Consider the following 18,459-nt stretch of genomic DNA (forward strand, 5'->3'; position numbering starts at 1 on the left):
ATTGGCGCAGTCGAAGCCGGGGAGTGTCTGGTTGCATGGCACAATTATGGGAGCGAAGTCATGAGCCGTCAAGGCGAGGGGCGGAGCCCGCAGGTTTCGGGTGGCGCGGTGCGGGCGCGAAAGCCATTGATGGCCGCGCTGGTGTGGCTGTCATGCCGGCTTTGTTGAAATCCAAGAGGCGATGAAATGCATAGTTTGAATGGAAAAACCGCCATTGTCACCGGTGCCAGCTCCGGCATCGGCTACGAAACGGCCAAGCTGTTGGCGCGGGAAGGCGCCCGTGTGGTCGTTGCCGCACGGCGCGGGAATGAACTGGACAAACTGGTCGCGGAGATTGCCGGCGAGGGCGGTGAGGCCGCGGCGCTCGCGGGCAGCGTCGGCGATGCCGCCTATGCCAGGGCTCTGGTGGAGCTGGCCGAAGAAAAATTCGGCGGATTGGACATCGCCTTCAACAATGCCGCGACCAATGGCGAAATGGGCCCGACGCCGGATGTTTCGCTTGGCGGCTGGCAGGAGACCATCGACATCAATCTGACATCGGCTTTCCTGGCGGCAAAATATCAATTGCCCGCCATGCAGAGGCGGGGCGGCGGATCGCTGATCTTTACGTCGACCTTTGTCGGACATACCGCCGGCATGCCCGGCACGGCCGCCTATGCGGCCAGCAAGGCGGGGCTTATCGGGCTGATGCAGACGCTGGCGGTGGAATTCGGGCCGCAGGGTATTCGCGTCAATGCACTGCTGCCGGGTGGTACCGATACGACCATGGCGGAAGCCTGGATCGACACGCCGGAAAAGCGTGCCTTTGTCGAAGGGATGCATGCGCTCAAGCGGCTGGCAAAACCAGCGGAAATAGCCCGTTCCGTGCTCTATCTTGCCTCGGACGCCTCCAGCTTCACCACGGGCACTGCCATGCTGGTCGATGGCGGCGTATCGATCAACCGGACATAGTGCCGGGCGTCGTTTGAGGAGATGGCGCGCACCTGGCCCACGGACATTTCTGGGTACATTTACCTATTCCATTGACACCCTGTTCCGTTCAATAAATGTAAGCATGCTGATGGTGAGTATGCGATCTGTCGAACTGGTCCCCCAAAGACGAAAGTGCCCAGGCCGCATATGGAACGACTGTTGGCAGAGGCTCGGTGCTCTCCATGGTAGTGACATGCAATGGCCGGTGTCGAGCCTCACAATCTCTCTGATTTGTCTTCCATCATCTGGCCACTGCCGGTTCGGGCAGTGGCCGGCAGGCACGTTTTCTCCAGCTGCCGCACCGCATTTACAGGTCGTTAAGCATGCAGGCTTATTCTTGAAGCCTTGGAGGGCGTATATTCCATGTTGGATGTGAAGGCTGATCCGATGATAAGCGACAATGACAACGACAGCATCTGGACCGATTTCGTCTGCCGCACCTGTGCTCTGGCAATCTTCATGGTTGGCGTTGCGATACCGGTTGCGTTCAAGCTGTTTATCTAACCCGACAGGTTTCATTGCCGATTTGTAATTTGACCCGCGCCGCGCCGGGGATCACCATGGCGGCGCTGGTTTGTCGTGGGGCCAGCATGGGGCTCGACGGCTGCCAGTCCTTCGAAATTAGCTGTTGTCGAGCCTCCTCCCATCTCTTGGGTCTATGGAGGCAGTATCGCCTGCACCGGCGCTGTTAACGTTACTCACAATAGAGCTATTCTAAAAATAACCGGGAAAGCGCATAACCAGCATCTCTCATACAATGTCATGAGACAATGTGAGGATAGCATGGTTGTGCGTGCCAGGATTACTTACGTCGATCCGCAAAACCACAGGAACAAGATATGTGTCCGGGCGCAGGGGTGCAGCGAAATGGCCCACGTCCATTTTCAGGCTGCCATGCGGCGATTGCGCCGGCGCATGCGGATGAAGATGCTTGTGGTCAACAGATAGCCACCTCATCGAGTGCTGTCCGCAGGCGCGCCGTGGCAGGTTCCGCTTCACCGGATGTCAGCGCCGAAAAACCCAGGAGCAGGCCCTGGCGCGGCATTGCTGAGATATGCATGGGCGAAACCGGCATCACCTTGACCCCTCGAGCGGCACAGGCCGCCGCAACTGCCTGATCTGCCTGCCACGTTCCGGTGCTGCGGCCGACAAGATGAATACCCTGGTGCGGGACCGCGACCGTCAGATGATCGGCAACCTGCTCCTGCAGCAGTGCAACCAGCAGGTCGCGTGATTTGCGGTAGCTCTCCCGCAGCCGCCGCAGATGGCTGGAAAAATAGCCCTCCGCCAGGAAATCCGCCAGAACACTCTGCTGAAACGGGGGCGGGAAGCGGTCCAAAAACGGGCGTATGGCTGCAAACGCCGGCACGAGATCATGCGGCACAACGGCGTAGCCGACGCGGAAACTCGGAAGAAGCGCCTTGCTGAATGTGCCGAGGTAGATGACGCGTTCGTTTTCATCCAGACCCTGGAGCGAAGCCAGCGGCCTGCCATCATAACGGAACTCGCTGTCGTAATCGTCCTCGATGATCCAGCTGTGATTGTCGCGCGCCCAATTGAGCAGTGCGAGGCGGCGCGGCAGCGACATGGCTGCGCCTGCCGGGTATTGATGCGACGGCGTCACATAGATTGCACGCACCTGGCCCGATAGCGGAGGCAGCAGCGCCGTCTGCAGGCCGTTTTCATCGACCTCTATGCCTGTAAGTTCCGCACCGTGCAGCGCGAATGCGTGGCGGGCACCGGGATAGCAGGGGTCTTCCATCAAAATCCGGTCACCCGGCGTGACCAGGGTCCGGGCCACCAGATCGATGGCCTGTTGTGTGCCCGAGGTGATGAAGATCTGGCTGGCGTCGCAGCGGACGCTGCGCGAAGCGGTGAGGTAGGCCACGATGGCTTCACGCAGCTCTTCCTGGCCCTGCACATGGCGGTAATGGTCGCGGCTGAAATTCAGATGACGGGCCGCAAGCCTGCGCAGCAGCGCGCTCGTCCGTTCGTCGTGCACCACGCGGCCGGTGACGAACGGCACCTGCGTGCTGGTATCGAAGCTGCCTGCACTGGCGAGGGCGCGGCGGGCGGCTGCCGAGATGGTGCGCTCCGCCGGTTTCTCCGTCTGGGGTGTCTTCGGCGTCTGCTGCCGGGCAGGAATGCTGGCCGCAACGAATGTGCCCGCACCGTGCACGCCGTGGGCATACCCCTCGGTGATGAGGATGTCATAGGCCTCCGCGACCACGCCGCGCGAAAGCCCCCATTCCATGCCGGCAAGGCGCGTCGACGGCAGGCGCGAGGCGGGACGGATCTGGCCGGTCAGAATTGCCTTGCGCAGCGACAGGTAGAGTTGGCGCGCCACGGGTGAGGCGACGTCCCTGTCAATGAACGGCTGGAACGAATGCACGGGGCTTTCACGCCGGCGCGTTTTGCGTGGAACGGCCATTTCCTCTCCCAAGTGGTCCACGCGGACGGCGTGAAGTGGACCTGTATTTTATACAGGATTGCAGCTTTTATGAAGCCACTTATTCCTCCTCGTGCGAGTCAAGACCATGCGCTTCACCACTGCGATTTTTCTGTTCCTCGGCACCTTGCTGACCTCCGCCGGTTATGGCGCCACCTTCCTGCTCAACGATTATTTCCACACGCTCGGCGGCAATGAAGTCGACACGGGCCTGGCGCTGGCGGCAGCCATGGCCGGTACCTTCGTCGGCGTGCCGCTTGTCGGCTGGTTTTCCGGCCGGGCCGGTGCGGCAAATCTGGCGGCCTGCGGCGCCTTGAGCGTCGCGGCGGGTTTTGTTCTCCTTGCGATGCTGACGTCCATCACGCCGCTGGTCGCGATTGGCGGGTTTCTCATCGGCCTCGGCTGGGGCACCTTCTATCTCGCGGCGCCCATGGCGGTCATTGAAAGAACGGATGACGCGGATCGTGCATTCTGGTTCACCCGGTTCGGCGCGTTCCAAATGGCTGGCATCGGCGGCAGTCCGATTCTGGCGGATTTTGCCATCCGCACGCTGCATTTTGCGACAGTCACGACGTTCCTGATTGTCGGCGGCATTGCCCTTGCTGCCGCGGTCCTGCTTGCGGCCTTCCAGCGGGTGGCGGTGGCATTGCACCCGGCCAGCGGTTCACGCCGGTGGCTGCGCGATTTTCCAGCCATCAGCCGTACGGCGGCGATCTATCCCATTGTCATGGTTGCCCTTGGCGCCTGCGTCTTCTCCGGCATCCTGACATTCCAGACCGCGCTGGTCGCCGGTACTGCGGCACGGGCAAGCACGTTCTTTGCCATTTATGCGGTTACGGTTGTCCTGTCGCGCTGGCTGCTCGCACCGCTGGTCAACCGGGCACCCAAGGAGATCAGTGCGCAAGTCCTCCTGTTCATCATGGTTCTTGGCATCATTGCCATGTTTGCCGTTCCGGCGAGTGCCATGTTTCACGTGCTGGCCGCGTTGCTGCTCGGGATCGGCTACGGGCTTGTCTACTCGATCATCCAGACGCAGGCGGTCAACGACTCGCCCGCCGAACACCGCCCTGCCGCGCTCACTTGGTTTGTCCTGTCCTATTTTGTCGGGGTGTTCGGCTTTCCGTCGGTCGGCGGCTGGATGCTGGTCCATGCGGGCAAGAACGGGCTTTTGCTGTTGATCCTGGCATGCGGCATGGCAGAGCTGGCGCTGGCCATGTGGACGGGCAGGATTGTCTACCGGTTCAACCAGGCGTCCATGCCCCGCGCTGCGGCGCGGCCGGTGGCAAAGCAGGCGGTCAGGAGGTAACCGCCGGTCGGTGCCTCCCAGTCCAGCATCTCCCCGGCGGCGAAAACGCCCGGCAGCGCCTTGAGCATGTATCCGTCATCGATGGCGTCCAGACGAATGCCGCCCGCCGAGGAAATGGCTTCGGCAATGGGGCGCGGGCGCAAGACCGCCAGCGGCGTGGCCTTGATCTGCCGCGCCAGCTTTTCCGGATCGGCGAGAGCTGCGGGAGGCGCGAACGCGCGCAGCAGGGCGATTTTCACGCCGTCGATGCCGGCGCCCTTGCGCAGGCGATTGGCGAAGCTGGCCTTGCTGTCCTGCCGTGCCAGGTCCCTTGCCAGCCTTTCCACGCTCCGGCCCGGCGCAAGGTCGAGCGTAAGGGCGGCCCTGCCTTCGCTTTGAAGCCGGTCGCGCAGACTGGCTGCATGGGTATAGACCAGACTGCCTTCGATCCCGTTCCGGGTGATGACGAACTCGCCGGGAAATGTACCGGCATCCGACGTTGCTGTGACGGATTTCACCGGCTGGCCGGCAAACCGCTGCGTGAACCCATCGTCCCACGCGACGTCAAAACCGCAATTGGCCGGACGAAATGCGGCGATCTCAACACCTTTCCCGCTCAGCCAGGCCGTCCATGCGCCATCGGAACCGAGGCGGGGCCAGCTTGCGCCGCCGAGTGCCAGCAGGGCGGCATCGCAATCGATGGTTTTGGGGCCTTCGGGCGTGTCGAAGGCGAAGCCGTTCTCGGCAAAGCCCGTCCAGCGATGCCGGGTCAGGATACGGACGCCGCGTGCCTCGAGCCGCCGCAGCCAGGCCCGCAGCAGCGGCGAGGCTTTCATCGCCGTCGGGAAAACCCGGCCGGATGATCCGGTGAATGTTTCCGTGCCGAGATCTGCCGCCCAGCGCTGCACATCGGCCGGTGTGAACCCGTCCAGTGCCGGGCGCAACCGTGCCGATGCGGCGCCGTAACGGGTGACGAAGCGCGCATAATCTTCCGAATGGGTGATGTTGAGGCCGGATTTTCCCGCCAGCAGGAATTTGCGGCTGACAGTCGGCATGGCGTCGTAGACGGTCACGGCGTGCCCGGTGCCGGACAGCATTTCTGCCGCCATGAGCCCGGCGGGTCCGCCACCGATAATCGCTATTTTCTTACCCTGCATATGTCTGTCCGACGCCCGAAACCATGCGCCCACTCATGGCGCGGACGCGCCGCAAGTGCAAGGCCATCCGGCCGGAGAACCGGGCTCTGTCGCGCCATTGTAATAAAACAGTTGCAAGACACGTTAACACTTTCACGCATATGGGCTTTACGGCTTCTATAAAAAATCGCTACAAGGGTGCGTCGTGCGCTATGCGCGACACTCGATACATCTGCCCTACGGAGGTTCATTATGGCCACAGGCACAGTTAAATGGTTTAATTCTACAAAGGGCTTCGGCTTCATTCAGCCTGAAGATGGCGGTGCAGATGTATTCGTACACATCTCTGCAGTTGAACGCGCAGGTCTGCGTGATCTCAACGACGGCCAGAAAATCAATTACGAACTGGTGCGCGACAAGAAGTCGGGCAAAATGTCAGCGGATCAGCTGAGCGCCGCTTAAAGCGTCGCCAGCGGGACCGCCGTCATGGTGGTCCGCGATGACAGACCAGAATGAAACAGGTCGGACGAAAGTCCGGCCTGTTTTCGTTTGCATGGCTGGAAAAGCGCTGCCAAACCAAGAAAAACAACCGCACTCTGGCGCTTTTGGCCATGTTGAGGCATCCTGTCAGGCGAGACTATGATCGTAGCAGGGGAGGACGCGAATGCGCTGCTTTACGGTACTTGGGCCCTCGCAGACCGGAAAATCCACGCTCGTGGAAAAACTCGGCGCGCTGGAGGGCGCGCCAAAGAAGTCGGTCTCGCCCTACGGGCTTAATCTGACGGAATTCACCTTCGGAAACGAGGCATGGTGCGCGCTGGACACGCCGGGCGGCAATGAAGCCCTGGCCCACGCGCAGGATGCACTGATCGCCAGCGATGCCTGTATCCTTTGCGTTTCGCCCGTGCCGGAAGAGGCGGTGCTCGCCGCCCCGTACCTCAGGGTCATCGAAGCGTCGGGAACGCCCTGCATCGTCTTTGTCAACCGCATCGATGAACCGCGAGGGCGGATACGCGATGTCATTGCCTCGCTGCAGGGCTATTGCAGTCATTCCCTTGTCCTGCGGCAGATTCCGATCCGCGAAGGCGACAAGATTGTCGGCACCTGTGACCTGATCTCGGAACGGGCCTGGCGTTATCGCGAAGGCCAGACATCCGCCCTGATCGCCATACCGGAAAGCGAGCTTGAACGGGAACACGAGGCGCGCGCCGAGCTGCTCGAACATCTCTCGGAATTCGACGACTGGCTGCTGGAAGAGCTGATCGAAGACCGCGAGCCGCCCAGTGATGCCGTCTTTGCCATCTCGTCGCGCGTGTTGCGGGAGAACAAGATCATTCCGGTCCTGCTTGGCGCGGCCAGCCACAGCAACGGCATGCTGCGCCTGATGAAAGCCCTGCGCCATGAAGCGCCGCCCGTTGATGCCCTGCGCAAGCGCCTTGCCGCGGCCAACAGCACGCCGGAAAACGCACTGGCAGCCGTCAGTTTTCATGCCTATCACCGCCAGAACATCGGCAAGACCGTGTTGGTGCGCGCACTGAAGGATGGCCTCAAGCAGGGCGCGCTTCTGGGCGGCGGGCGTCTTGGCCCTGTGCAGGACCCTGGAACCGGGCGCCCCACGGCGTCGGGAACCGCGGCGCCGGGCGATGTGTTCAGCACCGTCAAGTCGGATCATCTGCCGGTGCCGTCCCTGCTGACAGTGGATGCAGCCATAGCGGCGCCGGAATGGACGACACCGCCCACACCCATGCTGGAGCGTATTCTCGTTCCCGAAAGCGAGCGGGACGAAACAAAGCTTTCCGAAACTTTGGCGAAACTGGTGGAAACAGACCGCGGGCTCAAGGTGGCGCAGGAAGAGGGCACCGGTGCCCAGCTCGTCAGCGTGCAGGGGCCGGTGCATCTGCGCGACCTGTGCAAAACCTTGGCGGAGGTCTTCCACGTCAATGTCACCGACCGCATGCCAAGTCCGGTCTACCGGGAGACGATCTCCAAACCGGCCGATGTTCACTACCGCCATCGCAAGCAGACCGGCGGTGCCGGCCAGTTTGCCGACGTGAAACTGAGCGTGCATCCCAACGGGCGCGGCGAGGGCTTTTCCTTTGGCGAAACGGTGAAGGGCGGGGCGGTGCCGCGCAACTACATCCCCGCGGTGGAAGCGGGCTCGCGCGAAGCGATGGAGCGGGGCCCGCTCGGCCTTCCTGTCATCGATGTCGGCGTGATGCTGACCGATGGCCAGCACCATTCGGTCGACAGTTCGGAGTTTGCCTTCCGGGCGGCGGCAAAAATGGGTGTCCGGCAGGCGTTGTCGGAGGCCTCGGCCGTGCTCATGCAGCCGGTCTTCCGCATCGAAATTCACATACCGTCGGTCTACTCAGGCAATCTCGTGCCCATTGTATCCGCCTTCAAGGGACAGGTTCTGGGCTTTGACCGGGATGACAACACCAAGGGCTGGGACGTTTTCCGCGCGATGATCCCCGGCAGTTCGCTGGATGAACTGGGGCGGGCCTTGCGCTCCGCCACGCAGGGCATCGGCAGCTTTTCCAAGGCCTTCGATCATTTCGAGGAGCTTTACGGCAAGGAGGCAGACGCCATCGTCACGGCACAGGCCGCGCACGCCCATTGAACGGGCACCGGGCCGCCTCGGCGAGACGGCCCGACGCCCCTTTCAGGATGAGGTGCCGTTGACGGAAGCAAAGAACGCTTCGGGGCTTTCCACCTCAACAAGGCGCCGTTTCTCGATCAGCCAGAACCGGTTGCCGATCGCCCGGACAAAGCTGCGGTCATGCGAGACCAGCAGGCAGCTGGCCTCATGCGCCATCAGTTCGGATTCCAGCGCTTCCTGCCCGTCAATATCCAGATGGTTGGTCGGTTCATCCAGCAGAAAGAAGTTCGGGTTGGCCAGCCGCAGCACCAGCATGCCCAGCCGCGCCTTCTGCCCGCCGGACAGCACACTGTTGGGCTTGTTCTGGATATCGATGCCAAGTCCGGCCCCGGCCAGAAGCGTGCGCGTGCGCTGGTCGCCGATATCGAACCGCCGGCTGATCGTGTCGAACGGCGTGTCGCGGTCCGGCAGGTCGGCCAGCGCCTGGTCGCCATAGCCAAGCACCAGCGAGGGTGTCGCCTTGACGGTGTCCGGCGAGCTCAGCGGATCTGTGATGGCGCGCCGGATCATGCCGACGAGGCGTGACTTGCCGGTGCCGTTGGCACCCAGAAGCACGATCCGGTCGCCCTGGCATATCCATTTCCTGCCGGTTTTGAACAGCGGCGTAGCATCCGGCGTCTCGACGGACGCATCGTCGAGCGTCACCAGCACCTTGGCGTGCGTGCCGCTGTTGGCAAGCCGGATCGCCCCGGCCGAGCGTTCCTGATGGGCGGGCCGCGCGGCATCCTCCAGCTTTTCCGCCCGCTGCTTCAGCTGTTTCGTCTTCACAACCAAGAGGTCGCTGCCGGAATTGATGCCGATATTGTTGAGCTTGGCCGCCTGCTGGCGCAGTTGCTGCGCCACCTTCATATCGCGCTCGTAGCGCCGTGCTTCCGCCGCGTCGATCTCGTCAAGCGCTACCCGGGCCCGCGTGTAGGGCAGGGCGAAGGCATGCGAATTCTCCGGCCGCAGGAACAGGGTCCTGTTGGTCGTCGCATCGAGAAAGGCCCGGTCGTGGCTGCAGATCACCACCGGTACATCGCGGGGAAGCGTGTTCAGCCAGTCTTCCAGCTGCGCGATCTTGGCGAGATCGAGATGGTTGGTCGGCTCGTCCAGCAGCAACACATCGGGGTCGGTCACCCAGACGCGGGCAATCAGCGCAAGCCGCTGCCAGCCGCCGCTGAGCTGGCTGACGGTGCGCTCGCGCAAGACATCCGGCACGTCGAGCGAGGCGAGCACAACATCGACGCGCCAGCTTTCGGTCTCCTGCTGTTCGGCGGACAAGGCCTGCAGGACCATGTCGTAGAAGGTGGTGCTAAGAAGGGCGTCCGGTACGGCCTGCTCGACAGAACCGATACGCAGGCCGCGCGTGCGGGTGATGTCGCCGGTGGTCGAATCGAGCGTTCCCGCGAGACAGCGCAGCAGGGTGGACTTGCCGCGGCCATTGGCGGCAACGATGCCAAGCCGGTCACCCGCGCCAACGACAAAGCTCAGGTTGGTGAAAAGCGGGGCTCCAAGGGTGACGCCGAGGTTTCTTACATTGATGAGTGCCATTTTATTCTCTGGTCTGCCGGGCCTGTGCTGCGACGCAGTTCTCTTCTGCTGTCGTCGGTGCACGAAACGGTGAGGTAACCGTGTTGGCTCGGTGGGTTGTGAAGAGACGCAAGGCCGCTCAAAAAGCGAGCAGACGCTGCGTGACCACGAAGGGCAGACCTGGAATGGGTATGGAAAGCTGTTTCCGGTCAGCCCTGCAAACGTATCTGCAGGGCGTTGACGGGGCCACGCTGGCGATGATGCCGGAAGAACGTATTCATGCGCAGCCCTCCTTTCCTGAATTGAGCTGCATGCTCAATAACACCAGCCGTAATAAATGTCTATTGCCTTGGCATAAAACATTAAAGCCAGACCTTAGCGCGTGGCCATGCGTGAGAACGACGACATGCGTTCCACCACGACGAGACGCGAGACTTCGCCGCGCTGGAACGCTTTGAGGAAGCGGCGATAATCCTTGAAAACCACGCATCCGTTCGAATCGCCGCGCGGTCCCAGCATGTAGGTATGGGCGAGCAGGCCGTTGCGGCCGAAGGCATTGCGGCCGTCGACCGGTGTCAGGCGGATCGCCGCGACGCCGTGGAAAAGCTGTTCGCGCATGGTCAGATTATAGGTATGCGGCGGTGTCGGCCCGCGGTTCGACTCGCGCGTATAGCGGGGATTGTCCAGCATGTGGCCCATGCCCGAATGCGCTTCAAGCCGTTCGCCATTGGGCAGGTAAACCGTGCGCGCCGAGATGTCATAGACAGCGACACCGTTGCGCGACCCGCCGAACAGCGATCCGAACAGGCTTTTCGATCTGGGCATGGCTTCGATGGCTGCATCATCCGGGCGGATGGAAGCCATCTTCACGTCAGGCCGCTGTTTTGCCGGGGCGGTGGGGGCTGCAGGAGCGGTCCCGGCAGCCAGTTTCGGCCGCTTCGAAGGGAGGGGAACGTCAACCGTGTCCTGCGTATCATCGGAAGAGGCCGCATCGTCCGGCGTCACGCTGGCGGTCTTTCTGTCCGGCGCATCTTCCGGCACGGGCACGGCCACTTCAAGGTCCGGCGCGAGCGGCCCCATCATCGGGTTGCTCTCGGTTGCAGAGGGTGCGTAGCTGGCGAGGATCGGTATTTCCGGTTCGTGGCGGCGCTTGTCCACGAGATCAGGCTGGGCGTTGAACGGATTGTCCGATGCCGTGGCCAGAGCCGCGCCTGCGGCGGCGATCTCCAGTTTTTCCCGGTCGGGGGCGTTGGCGGGCAGCGGTATGGAACCAACCGGCCTGCTGTCGAGCGCCGGCGCGGATCTGTTATTTGCTGCCAGCGCCAGGGCGCTGTTCACCATTGCGGCGCGGATTGCGTTCTGCACCTCGGCGTCGACCGGTCCGGATGGCGTGTTGAGAAGCGCGGTGACGTCGGATTCGGACAATGGCGATGTCTCAAGCATCACCAGCGCGGATGCGGGCTCGGCGAAGGCATCGTCATGGCTGACCACGACGCGGTCGGCTGTATTGGCGTTTTTGGCGTCCGTCTGTGCGCCGTGGGGAATGCGATGCCGCAATTCGGGATTGAGTGCTGCGAGTGCGGCGCTGCTCGGCCTGCGGACCTTCTGATTGTTCGGGTCGACAAGCGCGATGCTGTCAAGCGCATGGGAGCCATGGTGCAGCACCGCCGGGCTTGCACCCAAGGAAGTCACCATTTTCTGCGTCGTGCTCACGGTTGCCAGAACCCACACGGTGGCGGCAATGCCGACGCCGATGGCCAGCGCGCTGACAAGCGCACCGCGCGGTTTACCCGCGCGAAAGGCCGAAGGGTTAAAGGAACCAGCCTGCCTGAATGTATCGGTCGCGAACGCCATCGTACTCTTTTTCCAAACGCTTACTCAAACCTGCGACTGCCCCGAAGGGGTCCGCCACGGCCAATACCAACCATCAGGCACGGAACACGCGTGTCTGGCGTCAATTGCCGACTGCCTGGGAGCATGAAGAATCTTGGTTACTAATTTCTTTATGTATCGGGGTCTTGTTGATCACGAATTGCCACAGTGCCGAAAAGAACATTGTTGATAATGCGCGTTTGGAACCATATCCGCGCGCTGCCCGCATCGATCGCGTCTTGCGCAAATGATGGCGGAGCCTATTAATGAAACCCTCGGGTTTCATCTTTCCTCAAAAGTTAATTTCGAGAGGACATATCCATGGAAAACGGTTCAAAAAAGGCCATATTATGGCTACTTGCGATTCCCTACATCGGACTTCTCTGGGTTCCCTTCTATAATTCCCGCGAACCGGAGCTGCTCGGCTTCCCCTTTTTCTACTGGTATCAGCTGGCTTTTGTGCCGTTGACGGCTTTCGTGACGTGGATCGTCTACCGGAGTGTGCGCTATGACGACTAATCTTGATCCGGTTGCCGTTTCGGTTTTTGTCTTCTTTTTCGCCCTTGTCACGGTGCTCGGATTCATTGCTTCCCGCTGGCGGGCGCCCAAGACCATGGCGCATATCGATGAATGGGGCCTGGGCGGCCGCAATTTCGGCACTTGGATCACCTGGTTTCTCGTCGGCGGCGATTTCTACACCGCCTATACGGTGATCGCGGTTCCGGCGCTGGTCTATGCGGTCGGCGCCTATGGCTTCTTTGCGCTGCCCTACACGATCATCGTCTATCCCTTCGTCTTCATGGTCATGCCGCTCCTGTGGAAACGGGCCAAGGACAATGGCTACGTAACCGCCGGCGACGTGGTATTCGGGCAGTACGGCTCGCGCGGGCTGGAGCTGGCGGTGGCGCTCACCGGCGTCATCGCGACCATGCCCTATATCGCGCTGCAGCTGGTCGGCATGGCTGCCGTGCTGCAGGCTCTGGGTTTGACCGGCGAGCTGCCGCTCGCGGTCGCCTTCGTCATCCTGGCGCTTTACACCTATTCGGCGGGCCTGCGGGCGCCAGCGCTGATCGCCTTCGTCAAGGACATCATGATCTACATCGCGGTGATCGCCGCGGTGGCGCTGATCCCGTCGAAACTCGGCGGCTATGCCAATGTATTCGCCTCGGCGGATGCCGCCTTCAAGGCCAAGGGCTCCGGCAATCTGCTGCTCGGCGGCAACCAGTATGTGGCCTATGCGACGCTGGCGCTCGGGTCGGCGCTGGCAGCCTTCATGTATCCGCATACGCTGACCGGCATCTTTGCGTCGAACAGCGGCAACACCATCCGCAAGAATGCGGTGATGCTGCCAGCCTATACGCTGCTCCTCGGCCTGCTTGCCCTGCTGGGCTATATGGGCCACGCCGCCCATCTCAACGTCTCCAGCCCGAACCAGGTGGTTCCGGCGCTGTTTCAGACCCTGTTCCCCAGCTGGTTCGCCGGTTTTGCCTTCGCCGCCATTGCCATCGGCGCGCTGGTTCCCGCCGCGGTCATGAGCATCGGGGCCTCCAATCTCTTCACCCGCAATTTCTGGAAGGCCTATGTCAATCCTCAGGTGACGGATGCGGGGGAGGCGAAGGTCGCCAAGGTGACGTCGCTGATCATCAAGATCGGTGCGCTGCTGGTCATTGCCTTCCTGCCGACGCAGTTTGCATTGGACCTGCAGCTGCTCGGCGGCATCTGGATCCTGCAGACGCTTCCGGCGCTGGTGTTCGGGCTCTACTCGAACTGGTTCCGTGCACCGGGCCTGCTGGCCGGATGGCTCGTCGGCTTCTGCGGCGGCACCTATCTGGTGTGGATCAACGGCCTGAAGCCGCTGCAGGCCATCAGCCTCGGCGGCGCACCGTTCACGGTCTATATCGGGCTGCTGGCGCTCGCTGCCAATGTTGTCGTGGCGGTACTGGTCAATCTCGTCACGGTCCCGGCGAGAAAGCCTGCGTGAGGTAAAGAGCAGAATATGCGGTGCGTGGTTCGACAAGCTCACCATGAGGGAAGCTTGTGGGCTGCAATCAAACCACCTCCCTCATGGTGAGCTTGTCGAACCACGCACTGAGGGAATGGCCAAACGAAAACGCGCGCCAGAAGGCGCGCGTTTGACATGCTGGTTGTGAGCGGCCGCGCCGTGCGTCTCAGACGAACTGGCTGAGGCCCGGGATCGAATTGACGACTTCGTCAACCACGTCGCTGCCGGCCTTTTCACGGGCAAAGGCAATGGTTTCCTTGGAAATGCCGGAGATTTCGCTCATGCCGAGGCCAGCGCCCATCAGCTTGGAGCCGAGGCCCATGACGCCGGGCATCAGGCCGGACAGGAAGCCGCCGCCGGAATTGGCATCGGCAATGGCCGCGTCCGCGCCGGGGATGCTGCTGATCAGGTCGGTTGCCTTGGCCGGGCCTTCCTTCTGCAGGAAAGCAAGGATGAGGCCAACGGCCTTCTTTGCGGTTTCCGGATCGGTGCCGACATTGGCGGTAATGCGCGCGATAAGTTCGTCCATGAGCCTAATCTCCCGTGTGTCATGAATTACGTTTACGTAATATGCGGATATCATCCACCTTGCAAGCCACTGCGTCAATCTGGATCAGCCGGCATGACATTCTTCAGGCGGCACCGCTCCTATTGTGACACGGGAAGATGACACAAAAACGTCAGCAATTTCAGCGCGGCCTTGCAATCTTATGCATGAGTCCCGGCTGCAAGGCATTGTCCCCCGGGCATCCGGCCTTTATATCGGATGGCAGAAACACCACAGTGAAGAGGATCACCCCCATGGCCGCTGACGACAGTATCTTCCTTGGTGCGAGCCGCAAACCGGATGATAGCTATCAGCAGGCCGAAGCACTGCTGCTGAAATACGGCAACCGCCACGGCCTGATCACCGGCGCGACAGGGACGGGCAAGACCGTCTCGCTGCAGGTTCTGGCGGAAGGTTTTTCGCGTGCGGGCGTTCCAGTCTTCTGTGCCGACATCAAGGGCGATCTGTCGGGGATCGGCGCGAAGGGCGAGGAAAAGGATTTTCTCGTCAAGCGGGCGGCGGAGGTCAGGCTCGATCCCTATGCGCTCGAGGCGTCGCCGGTCATTTTCTGGGATATTTTCGGCGAACAGGGCCATCCGATCCGCGCCACCATTTCCGAAATGGGGCCGCTGCTGCTGTCGCGCCTGATGAACCTCACCGAAGCGCAGGAAGGCGTGATGAACATCGCCTTCAAGATCGCCGACGAAGAGGGGCTGCTGCTGCTCGACATGAAGGACCTGCAGGCTCTGCTGGTCAATATCGCCGAGCGTGCCGAGGAAATTTCCGCGCGCTACGGCAATGTCACCAAGCCTTCCGTCGGTGCCATCCAGCGTTCCCTCCTGGTGCTTGAGCAGCAGGGCGGCACGAAATTCTTTGGCGAACCGGCCCTGCGCATCGCCGACATCATGCGCACGAGCACCAATGGCCGCGGCGTGGTCAGCGTGCTGGCCGCCGACAAGCTGATGATGAATCCGCGGCTTTATTCCACCTTCCTGCTCTGGCTCCTGTCGGAGCTGTTCGAGGAACTGCCTGAAATCGGCGATCCGGAAAAGCCGCGCCTCGTCTTCTTCTTCGATGAAGCGCATCTTCTGTTCAACGAGGCCCCAAAAGCCCTGCTCAACCGGGTGGAACAGGTGGTGCGCCTCATCCGCTCGAAAGGGGTCGGGGTCTACTTCATCTCACAGAACCCGCTGGATGTGCCGGAAACCGTGCTGGCCCAGCTCGGCAACCGCGTCCAGCATGCGCTGCGCGCCTATACGCCGCGCGAGCAGAATGCGGTGAAGACGGCGGCCGATACCTTCCGCCCCAATCCGGATTTCAACACCTTCGCGGCAATCACCAACCTGTCCACCGGCGAAGCACTGGTGTCGACCCTGGCGGAAAAAGGCGTGCCGTCCGTCGTGCAGCGCACGCTGATCCGCCCGCCCGCGGGACGCATCGGCCCGTTGACCGTTGACGAGCGGCAGAAGCTGATCAACGCCAGCCCGGTCGCCGGCCAGTATGACCAGATGATCGATCGCGAATCCGCCTATGAGGTCCTGCAGAAAAAGGCGGCGCAGGGACAGGCGGAAGCAGCAGCCACGAAGGAACAGGAAGCCGACAGCACCAGCGGCTGGCGCCTGCCGGATATTCTGGGCGGCGGCAGCAGCGCGCCGGGTCCGCGCGGCGGCCAGCCTCGTGCCCGCCAGACGGTGGCGGAAGCGGCGATGAAATCGGTGGTCCGTTCGGTGGGCAGCTCGCTCGGCCGCGCGCTGGTGCGCGGCATCCTGGGAAGCCTGAGCAAGCGCTAGGACTACGACAGCGGACAAGGCGGGCGCCGATGAGCAGCACAGGCCAATCTTTCGCTCTGCCGCGCCTCCTGTTGCGATTGATCGCCGTCGTTCTCACCGCCGTGCTGGCCACGGCCGGAACAGCCTTTGCCAGGGACAGCGAAGCGGTGATCGGCGGTGTAAATGTTCATGTGTGGGAGCCGGACCAGCGGACTGTCACCCGCCAGCCGGTCATTTTCTTCTCGCACGGGTTCCACGGCTGTTCGACCCAATCGAAATTCCTGATGCGGGCCTTTGCCAAGGCGGGCTACATCGTCTTCGCGCCCAATCATCACGACGCCACCTGCAACAATGGCGACCAGAGCATTCTCGACAAGCCGCAGGTTTCCCTGCGCAAGCCGCTGCGCTGGACGGAAGCCACGTTCAGGAACCGCGCCGATGATTTCAGCAAGGTGATTGCCGCCCTGAAGCGCGACCGGCAGTGGAACGGCCGGATCAACTGGAACGAGATGGGGCTCGCGGGGCATTCCCTCGGCGGCTATACCGTGCTGGGCATGAGCGGCGCCTGGCCCGGCTGGCGCATCGGCGGCGTCAAGGCAACGCTCGCCCTGTCGCCCTATGTCGGTCCCTATCTGCACCGGGATGCGCTGCGGCATCTCGAAGCTCCGGTCATGTACCAGGGCGGCACGCGCGATATTTTTGTCACGCCCAAGGTGAGAAGGCCGGGTGGCGGCTACGACCTGTCGAAAGGCCCGAAATATTACGTGGAATTCCTGGGGGCAGGTCATCTGACGTGGACCGATCTTGGCCTGTTCACCCGCACGCGCATCAGCGAAGCCAGTGTCGCCTTCATGGATCGCTATGTCAGAGGCAAGACCGGCGATGCGCCGCTCAGCAGCCTTGCCGGGCGGTTCGGTGTGTCAGATTTTCGCTATGAACCCCGGTGATTCGGCGATTGGAATGCGGATTTCGCGGTCTCACGAATTGTTTATCGCCCGGTGAACGGTGCAGGCATCCTTCGGGCCGCCTTTCTGTTGCGGGAGGGCAACAGTCCGCCACCCGCCTTGTTTGCGCCATATTGCCAACGGTCCGTTGCCATATTTTATGTGCGTTTAGAGCTGGTAAACCCGATCCATGCTATCTCACACTCCATCTCCCACCGCTAAATTGGTTCAATGATGCAAAACATGATTTCCCGCCGCGGTTTCCTGACTGCATTGACCGCAACAGCGGCCGTCGGCCTCGCCGGATGCGCCGCAATCCCGGATATGCCGGTTATCAAGGTTGACGACAATGGCCAGCCGCTCGCACCGCAGGCGGATGTCGATCCGGCCTTTGGCTCCTACGAAGCCATGTATGCGGCGCGCGAGGATGACGGCTATCAGCTGCCCGCCATTCCGATCAAGAGGATGAACAAGCGCTACCTGCGTCAGGTCGTGCAGGACCCGACCGGCGAACAGCCCGGCACCATCGTTGTCGATACCCAGAACAAGTTCCTCTATCTGGTGCGCGAAGGCGGTCAGGCAATCCGTTACGGCGTTGGCATCGGCCGCGAAGGCTTTGCCTGGTCCGGCCGCGCGGTCATCCAGTGGAAGCGCCACTGGCCGACCTGGACTCCGCCGGATGAGATGGTTGCCCGCCAGCCGGAGCTGGTGCAATACAGCGCCCGCAATGGCGGCATGCAGCCCGGCCTGACCAATCCGCTCGGCGCCCGCGCCCTCTACATCTTCCAGAATGGCCAGGACACGCTCTATCGCCTGCACGGCTCGCCGGAATGGTGGTCCATCGGCAAGGCGGTTTCGTCGGGCTGTGTGCGCCTGATCAACCAGGACATTATCGATCTCTATGATCGCGTGCCGAACAAGACGCCGATCCTGGTGATGTAATCTGTCGCCTTTATCCACATGGAAGGCCGGTGACCTGGGGTTGCCGGCCTTTTTCTTTGAGCCAAAAGAAAAGCAGACCCGGCAAGGGGTCCGCCAAGAAGCCGTATCCTGAGGGGAGCGGGGGAAATGATACGGTGCGTTTTTTCACAACATTTGAAGTCCGGAACTGACAAACGGCTCAATGCTGCCGTGTCATAGTGGACCGGCGATATTCCGATGCGCAATTCATCAAAAGTATGAGAAGCCGTGGTTTGACGCGGAAAAGTGCTGGTTATGGCGGTCCGTTTGTCGCAATTTGCCTTCCGCAGCGTCTGAACCATTGACCTTGCGGTCGAATAACCCTTCGATAGGGCGACCTATTCTCAGCGAC

The 18,459-nt window shown here is 61.9% G+C and carries 15 protein-coding genes; 10 read left to right on the forward strand and 5 right to left on the reverse strand.

What is annotated here, in order from left to right; all coding sequences use genetic code 11:
- Window positions 1-186 precede the first annotated feature (186 nt).
- Together AC1Q5O_RS01770 and AC1Q5O_RS01775 are read left to right on the forward strand one after the other, a co-directional pair.
- On the forward strand, window positions 187-951 hold the full coding sequence (locus AC1Q5O_RS01770) for an SDR family oxidoreductase (RefSeq protein ID WP_472461536.1): 765 nt from the start codon (window positions 187-189) through the stop codon (window positions 949-951).
- Between the two features lie 384 nt (window positions 952-1,335).
- Entirely contained in the window at window positions 1,336-1,476 is a 141-nt protein-coding gene (locus tag AC1Q5O_RS01775; protein WP_223611426.1) for a hypothetical protein, read from the forward strand.
- Window positions 1,477-1,909: 433 nt separating this feature from the next.
- Here the strand turns inward: AC1Q5O_RS01775 and pdxR are convergent, their stop codons facing one another.
- A complete protein-coding gene (pdxR, locus tag AC1Q5O_RS01780) occupies window positions 1,910-3,403 on the reverse strand; it encodes a MocR-like pyridoxine biosynthesis transcription factor PdxR (RefSeq protein ID WP_492561715.1) in 1,494 nt (497 codons plus the stop codon).
- Between the two features lie 106 nt (window positions 3,404-3,509).
- Here pdxR and AC1Q5O_RS01785 point away from each other — a divergent pair, with 106 nt between their 5' ends.
- Complete coding sequence (locus AC1Q5O_RS01785; RefSeq protein ID WP_492561716.1) at window positions 3,510-4,727, forward strand: MFS transporter; 1,218 nt, start codon at window positions 3,510-3,512, stop codon at window positions 4,725-4,727.
- On the opposite strand, the gene AC1Q5O_RS01790 is transcribed toward AC1Q5O_RS01785, so the two are convergent.
- Window positions 4,655-5,863: a TIGR03862 family flavoprotein gene (locus AC1Q5O_RS01790; protein WP_492561718.1), complete on the reverse strand. Its 1,209-nt coding sequence runs from the start codon at window positions 5,861-5,863 to the stop codon at window positions 4,655-4,657. The genes AC1Q5O_RS01785 and AC1Q5O_RS01790 overlap by 73 nt on opposite strands.
- 231 nt (window positions 5,864-6,094) lie before the next feature.
- Here AC1Q5O_RS01790 and AC1Q5O_RS01795 point away from each other — a divergent pair, with 231 nt between their 5' ends.
- On the forward strand, window positions 6,095-6,304 hold the full coding sequence (locus tag AC1Q5O_RS01795; protein WP_162700345.1) for a cold-shock protein: 210 nt from the start codon (window positions 6,095-6,097) through the stop codon (window positions 6,302-6,304).
- Window positions 6,305-6,506: 202 nt separating this feature from the next.
- Window positions 6,507-8,462, forward strand: coding sequence for an elongation factor G (locus AC1Q5O_RS01800; RefSeq protein ID WP_492561719.1), 1,956 nt, complete (start codon window positions 6,507-6,509; stop codon window positions 8,460-8,462).
- Window positions 8,463-8,504: 42 nt separating this feature from the next.
- Here the strand turns inward: AC1Q5O_RS01800 and AC1Q5O_RS01805 are convergent, their stop codons facing one another.
- Window positions 8,505-10,034, reverse strand: a complete 1,530-nt coding sequence (locus AC1Q5O_RS01805) for an ABC-F family ATP-binding cassette domain-containing protein (protein ID WP_492561720.1) — start codon at window positions 10,032-10,034, stop codon at window positions 8,505-8,507.
- A 354-nt stretch (window positions 10,035-10,388) separates the two neighbouring features.
- Window positions 10,389-11,867, reverse strand: a complete 1,479-nt coding sequence (locus tag AC1Q5O_RS01810) for a DUF2778 domain-containing protein (protein ID WP_492561721.1) — start codon at window positions 11,865-11,867, stop codon at window positions 10,389-10,391.
- A 339-nt stretch (window positions 11,868-12,206) separates the two neighbouring features.
- Here AC1Q5O_RS01810 and AC1Q5O_RS01815 point away from each other — a divergent pair, with 339 nt between their 5' ends.
- A complete protein-coding gene (locus tag AC1Q5O_RS01815; protein WP_223611419.1) occupies window positions 12,207-12,404 on the forward strand; it encodes a DUF3311 domain-containing protein in 198 nt (65 codons plus the stop codon).
- Complete coding sequence (gene mctP, locus AC1Q5O_RS01820; RefSeq protein ID WP_223611418.1) at window positions 12,394-13,866, forward strand: monocarboxylate uptake permease MctP; 1,473 nt, start codon at window positions 12,394-12,396, stop codon at window positions 13,864-13,866. The genes AC1Q5O_RS01815 and mctP overlap by 11 nt, the downstream gene beginning before the upstream one ends.
- A 187-nt stretch (window positions 13,867-14,053) precedes the next feature.
- On the opposite strand, the gene AC1Q5O_RS01825 is transcribed toward mctP, so the two are convergent.
- Window positions 14,054-14,416, reverse strand: coding sequence for a hypothetical protein (locus AC1Q5O_RS01825; protein ID WP_105737238.1), 363 nt, complete (start codon window positions 14,414-14,416; stop codon window positions 14,054-14,056).
- 272 nt (window positions 14,417-14,688) lie between these two features.
- Here AC1Q5O_RS01825 and AC1Q5O_RS01830 point away from each other — a divergent pair, with 272 nt between their 5' ends.
- From AC1Q5O_RS01830 to AC1Q5O_RS01840, 3 genes are all read left to right on the forward strand, one after another.
- Complete coding sequence (locus tag AC1Q5O_RS01830) at window positions 14,689-16,224, forward strand: helicase HerA-like C-terminal domain-containing protein (RefSeq protein ID WP_223611417.1); 1,536 nt, start codon at window positions 14,689-14,691, stop codon at window positions 16,222-16,224.
- Window positions 16,225-16,253: 29 nt separating this feature from the next.
- A complete protein-coding gene (locus tag AC1Q5O_RS01835; RefSeq protein WP_289015114.1) occupies window positions 16,254-17,150 on the forward strand; it encodes an alpha/beta hydrolase family protein in 897 nt (298 codons plus the stop codon).
- Between the two features lie 231 nt (window positions 17,151-17,381).
- On the forward strand, window positions 17,382-18,089 hold the full coding sequence (locus AC1Q5O_RS01840; RefSeq protein WP_223611415.1) for a L,D-transpeptidase family protein: 708 nt from the start codon (window positions 17,382-17,384) through the stop codon (window positions 18,087-18,089).
- Window positions 18,090-18,459: the final 370 nt, after the last annotated feature.

Source organism: Phyllobacterium sp. MT110 (assembly GCF_058792715.1).

Excerpts from the sequence above, each read along its gene's own strand:
- AC1Q5O_RS01770 (WP_472461536.1), top strand. The coding sequence starts at position 187 with ATGCATAGTTTGAATGGAAAAACCGCCATTGTCACCGGTGCCAGCTCC.
- AC1Q5O_RS01775 (WP_223611426.1), top strand. The coding sequence starts at position 1,336 with ATGTTGGATGTGAAGGCTGATCCGATGATAAGCGACAATGACAACGAC.
- pdxR (WP_492561715.1), bottom strand. The coding sequence starts at position 3,403 with ATGGCCGTTCCACGCAAAACGCGCCGGCGTGAAAGCCCCGTGCATTCG.
- AC1Q5O_RS01785 (WP_492561716.1), top strand. The coding sequence starts at position 3,510 with ATGCGCTTCACCACTGCGATTTTTCTGTTCCTCGGCACCTTGCTGACC.
- AC1Q5O_RS01790 (WP_492561718.1), bottom strand. The coding sequence starts at position 5,863 with ATGCAGGGTAAGAAAATAGCGATTATCGGTGGCGGACCCGCCGGGCTC.
- AC1Q5O_RS01795 (WP_162700345.1), top strand. The coding sequence starts at position 6,095 with ATGGCCACAGGCACAGTTAAATGGTTTAATTCTACAAAGGGCTTCGGC.
- AC1Q5O_RS01800 (WP_492561719.1), top strand. The coding sequence starts at position 6,507 with ATGCGCTGCTTTACGGTACTTGGGCCCTCGCAGACCGGAAAATCCACG.
- AC1Q5O_RS01805 (WP_492561720.1), bottom strand. The coding sequence starts at position 10,034 with ATGGCACTCATCAATGTAAGAAACCTCGGCGTCACCCTTGGAGCCCCG.
- AC1Q5O_RS01810 (WP_492561721.1), bottom strand. The coding sequence starts at position 11,867 with ATGGCGTTCGCGACCGATACATTCAGGCAGGCTGGTTCCTTTAACCCT.
- AC1Q5O_RS01815 (WP_223611419.1), top strand. The coding sequence starts at position 12,207 with ATGGAAAACGGTTCAAAAAAGGCCATATTATGGCTACTTGCGATTCCC.
- mctP (WP_223611418.1), top strand. The coding sequence starts at position 12,394 with ATGACGACTAATCTTGATCCGGTTGCCGTTTCGGTTTTTGTCTTCTTT.
- AC1Q5O_RS01825 (WP_105737238.1), bottom strand. The coding sequence starts at position 14,416 with ATGGACGAACTTATCGCGCGCATTACCGCCAATGTCGGCACCGATCCG.
- AC1Q5O_RS01830 (WP_223611417.1), top strand. The coding sequence starts at position 14,689 with ATGGCCGCTGACGACAGTATCTTCCTTGGTGCGAGCCGCAAACCGGAT.
- AC1Q5O_RS01835 (WP_289015114.1), top strand. The coding sequence starts at position 16,254 with ATGAGCAGCACAGGCCAATCTTTCGCTCTGCCGCGCCTCCTGTTGCGA.
- AC1Q5O_RS01840 (WP_223611415.1), top strand. The coding sequence starts at position 17,382 with ATGCAAAACATGATTTCCCGCCGCGGTTTCCTGACTGCATTGACCGCA.